Genomic DNA, 4562 nt, shown 5'->3' on the forward strand with positions numbered 1-4562 from the left:
CGGTTACATTCCGAACCCGGAAGCTAAGCCATACTGCGCCGATGGTACTGCAGGGGGGACCCTGTGGGAGAGTAGGACACCGCCGAACAATTATTTAGGGCCCTTGGTCCAGCGTTCACGCTGGACCAAGGGTCTTTTTGTGTTTGCTATGCCAAAGCGCATCCGATGGCCGGTTGCGCGAGAATGACCGCAGTACCCGAAGACAGGAGTCACGTCGATGTCCACCAACTCTCCCGACGATCGTCCGGAGCGCGAGCCGCGTCGTAGGGACGGTGGCGACCGGGGCGGATTCCGTGGTGGTCGTGACGACCGTGACCGTGGGCCCCGTCGTGACAATGACCGTGACCGTGGTGGGTACCGGGGGCCTCGTGATGATCGTGGGTCCCGTCCGGCCGGTTCCGGTGGCGGTGGTGGTACTGGTGGCGGCGGTTATGGTCGCCGTGACGATCGGCCGGGTGGTGGGTTCCGTAGGGACGACCGTGATCGTGATCGTGGTCCGCGCCGCGACGACCGGCGCGATGACCGACGTGATGACAGGCGTGATGGCCGGCGGGACGATCGCCCGTCCGGTGGTGGGTTCCGTAGGGACGACCGGCCCACCAGCGGTGGTGGATTCCGTCGGGATGACCGTGATCGTGGTCCGCGCCGCGACGACGACCGTGGTGGGTACCGAGGGGCCCGGGACCGGGACGACCGAGGCGGTCGTCCCAGCAGCAGTGGTGGTGGCGGTGGCTATGGTCGTCAGGACGACCGTGATCGCGGGTTCCGTCGTGACGATCGTCGGGACGACCGGCCGCCCGGTGGTGGGTTCCGCAGGGACGATCGCGCGCCGCGTCGGGATGATCGGCGTGATGACCGGCCGTCCGGTGGCGGGTTCCGGCGTGATGACCGTCCCTCCTTCCGTCGTGATGATGACCGTGGTGGGTACCGAGGGCCTCGTGATGATCGTGGGTCCCGTCCGGCCGGTTCCGGTGGCGGTGGTGGTACTGGTGGCGGCGGTTATGGTCGCCGCGATGACCGGCCGAGTGGTGGGTTCCGCAGGGACGACCGTGATCGTGATCGTGGTCCGCGCCCCGACGACCGCCGTGATGACAGGCGCGACGACCGACGTGATGACAGGCGGGACGATCGGCCGTCCGGTGGGGGCTTCCGCAGGGACGACAGGCGGGACGATCGGCCGTCCGGTGGCGGCTTCCGCAGGGACGACCGCCGCGACGATCGTGGCGGGGACCGGCCCACCGGGGGCGGGTTCCGGCGTGATGACCGTGCGCCGCGTCGCGATGACCGGCCGTCCGGTGGCGGGTTCCGCAGGGATGACCGGCGGGACGACCGTGGTGGGTACCGCGGGGCGCGGGACGATCGCGGTGGGCGGTCCGATGGCCGTGACCGAGGTGGGCGGCCCGGTGGCGGTGGCTATGGGCGGCGTGATGACCGGGGCGGATACGGCGGGCGCAGGGACGACCGTGACCGTGAGCGCCCCGAGCGTGAGCCGATCAGGCGGCTGCCGATTCCCGAGGACGTCACCGGCGACGAGATCGACAAGGACGTACGGCAGGAGTTGCAGAGCCTGCCGAAGGGGCTCGCCGAGGATGTCGCCAAGAATCTGGTGATGGTCGCCAAGCTGATCGACGAGGACCCCGAGCAGGCGTATGCCTACTCCAGGATCGCGCTGCGGCTCGCCTCCCGGGTGGCCGCGGTCCGTGAGGCGGCGGGATTCGCCGCGTACGCGACCCAGAAGTACACCGAGGCGCTGTCCGAGTTCAGGGCGGCGCGGCGGATGAGCGGCGGGGTTGAGCTGTGGCCCGTCATGGCGGACTGCGAGCGGGGGCTCGGGCGGCCCGAGCGGGCGCTCGCCATGGCCGGTGAGGCCGAGGTGCAGAAGCTCGACAAGGCCGGGCAGGTGGAGATGCGGCTCGTGGCGGCCGGGGCGCGGCGGGACTTGGGGCAGCTGGACGCCGCCATCGTGACCCTTCAGGGCCCGGAGCTGGCCTCGAACTCCGTACAGCCCTGGACGGCCCGGCTGCGTTACGCGTATGCCGATGCTCTGCTGGCGGCCGGGCGGGAGGATGACGCCCGTGAGTGGTTCGCCAAGGCGCTGGAGGCCGACAAGGACGGGGTGACCGATGCCTCGGACCGGCTGGCCGAGATGGACGGTGTGGAGTTCGTCGATGTCACCGAGGACATGGACCACAGTGTCGATACGGATGACATGGATGACACCGATGGCGTCGGCGACACCGATGACGCGGAAGTCACGGATGGCGTCGGCGAGCCGGAGGCCGAGGGTGACGCGGAGGATGACGAGGACGCGTAGCCGTTGATGGATCGAGAAGGGCGGTACCCCACCGGGTGCCGCCCTTCGTCAGTTCAGCGTGAGGCTTCTCAGGACCAGGCCGGTCGCCGGCTTGGGGCCGAAGGAGGTGGACTTGCGGGGCATGGTGACGCCTACCTCTGCCAGCTCCCGTACCACCTCCTCCCGTACGGGATGCATCAGTACCGCCGTGGCGCCGTGGCGTTCGGCCTGGGTGACGGCGGCGGACGTGTCGTGGATGTAGGTGATGTGTTCGGGGGCGTCCGGGACGTGCCAGATGTGGTCCAGGAGGGTGGAGTGAAGGACGGTCGCGTCCAGGGTGCGCCAGGTTCTGGGGCGGTCGGCGGGCACGGTCCGGGCGAGCAGATCCGGGGCCGGGCGGTCGATGAGATGGAAGGAGCCGTCGCCCGCGAGGAGGAAGGCGTTGGTCTCGGAGGCCGCTTCGGCGAGGGCGTCCAGGGCCTGAGGGAGGGGGAGTTCGAGACGGCGGACGCGGAACGAGCCGGTCAGTGCGGTGACGGCGGTCGCGACGGGGAGGCGGTGGAGCAGGCGGTGGATCGCCCGGACGCGCAGCGGGTAGCGCGAGGTGTCGACCAGCAGGACCAGTCCGTAGCTCCAGGGGGCGGCCGAGGGGTGCTCGGCGCGCAGTCGCAGGTAGGTCGCCCAGCGGTGGTGGCCGTCGGCGATGAGGGCCTGGCGGTCGGCGAGATCGGCGCTGATCTCGGCGAGGTCGCGCGGGTCGGTGAGTGACCACAGCCGGTGGCTGAAGCCGTCCTCGGTGGTGGTGGCGAGCAGGGGGGAGCGCAGTACGGTCCGTTCGACCACGGCGGTCGTGCCGGTCGCGTTGCCCATACCGCGATAGCTGAGGAGCAGCGGTTCCAGATTGGCGCCCGTGGCCCGCATCAGGGCCGCCCGGTCCGCCACGATGTCCGGCATCACGTCCTCATGGGGGAGGACGACACCATCGGCGGGTTCGGACAGGGCGAGCGCGCCGATGACGCCGCGCTGGAGGATGTCGCCGTGGCGCTGCTCGTACACATAGAGCGCGGGCAGCGGGTCCGGGGCGATGATGCCCTCGTCGAGCCAGTGGGAGAGGGTGTCGGCGGCCTGCTGGTGGCGGGCGGCGGGGGTGGTGGCCTGGGGCAGGATCAGCCGGACGATGTTGTACGGGTCGGCCGATTCGAGGTGGTGCAGTCCGTCGGGCCGTACGACGACGTCGTAGGGAGGAGAGGTCACGGCTGCCAGAGAACCGACCCGCTCGGGGACATACCGCAGGCCACGGAAGGGGATCAGTCGCAGACCGTCGTTGGCCGCGGGACCTTCGCTGTTCATCCGTGCATCGTATGTGGGTCGTGGGATGAGCGATGATCGGGGGAGTGGCGGCTATCGAGGGGCGAGGTCGGATGAGTCAGCGGATCAGAAACCGGCCGGGCGGCAGTGCGGCGGCGCTGAGTGAGGCGTACGACACCGCGCTGCTGGACCTGGACGGTGTGGTGTACGCGGGCGGGGAGGCGATCGCGTACGCCGTGGACTCGCTGCTGGCGGCGCGGGACGGCGGGATGCGGCTCGCGTATGTGACGAACAACGCGCTTCGGCCGCCGGAGGTGGTGGCGGCGCATCTCACCGAGCTGGGGGTGCCGACCGCCGCCGATGATGTGATCAACTCCGCGCAGGCGGTGGCCCGGCTGATCTCCGAGCAGGTGCCGGCCGGGTCGCGGGTGCTGGTGATCGGCGGGGACGGGCTGCGGGTCGCGCTGCGTGAGCGGGGGCTCGTACCGGTGGAGTCGGCGGATGACGATCCGGCGGCGGTGGTGCAGGGGTACGGCGGTCCCGGGCTGGAGTGGGGGCGGTTCGCGGAGGCGTGCTACGCGATCGCGCGAGGGGTGCCATGGTTCGCGTCCAACACCGATCTGACCATTCCCGGCGCGCGGGGGATCGCGCCCGGCAACGGCGCGGCGGTGGAGGTCGTACGGATCGCGACGGGGGCGGAGCCGCAGGTGGCGGGGAAGCCGCTGCCGCCGATGCACCGGGAGACGATTCTGCGGACGGGGGCGCGGAAGCCGCTGGTGGTGGGGGACCGGCTCGACACGGACATCGAGGGCGCGTTCAACGGCGGGGTCGTTTCGCTGCTGGTCCTGACCGGAGTGACGGACGCGGCGCGGCTGCTTGCCGCGCCGCCCGAGCACCGGCCGACGTATGTGGACGCCGATCTGCGGGGAATCCTGACCGGGCAGCCCGAAGTGTCCGGGGC

4 protein-coding genes and 1 rRNA gene are annotated in these 4562 nt (G+C 70.8%); 4 read left to right on the forward strand and 1 reads right to left on the reverse strand.

The window, feature by feature from the left end; all coding sequences use genetic code 11:
• The 3 genes from rrf to ACWF94_RS34225 all read left to right on the forward strand — a co-directional run.
• Positions 1 to 88, forward strand: a 5S ribosomal RNA gene (rrf, locus tag ACWF94_RS34215); the annotation flags it as partial.
• A gap of 214 nt (positions 89 to 302) precedes the next feature.
• Positions 303 to 1610, forward strand: a complete 1308-nt coding sequence (locus ACWF94_RS34220) for a hypothetical protein (protein ID WP_453497668.1) — start codon at positions 303 to 305, stop codon at positions 1608 to 1610.
• Positions 1502 to 2314, forward strand: a complete 813-nt coding sequence (locus ACWF94_RS34225; protein WP_453497665.1) for a hypothetical protein — start codon at positions 1502 to 1504, stop codon at positions 2312 to 2314. Before ACWF94_RS34220 ends, ACWF94_RS34225 begins: the two co-directional genes overlap by 109 nt.
• Positions 2315 to 2362: 48 nt before the next feature.
• Here the strand turns inward: ACWF94_RS34225 and ACWF94_RS34230 are convergent, their stop codons facing one another.
• Entirely contained in the window at positions 2363 to 3643 is a 1281-nt protein-coding gene (locus tag ACWF94_RS34230; RefSeq protein WP_453497659.1) for a DUF1015 family protein, read from the reverse strand.
• Between the two features lie 71 nt (positions 3644 to 3714).
• On the opposite strand from ACWF94_RS34230, the gene ACWF94_RS34235 reads away from it, so the two are divergent.
• On the forward strand, positions 3715 to 4562 hold an 848-nt coding region (locus ACWF94_RS34235), incomplete at its 3' end, for an HAD hydrolase-like protein (RefSeq protein ID WP_453497662.1).

The organism is Streptomyces sp. NPDC055078 (assembly GCF_053607985.1).

Bases quoted from the DNA above. Each gene is read 5' to 3' on its own strand.
- ACWF94_RS34230 (WP_453497659.1), bottom strand. From the start codon at position 3,643: ATGAACAGCGAAGGTCCCGCGGCCAACGACGGTCTGCGACTGATCCCC.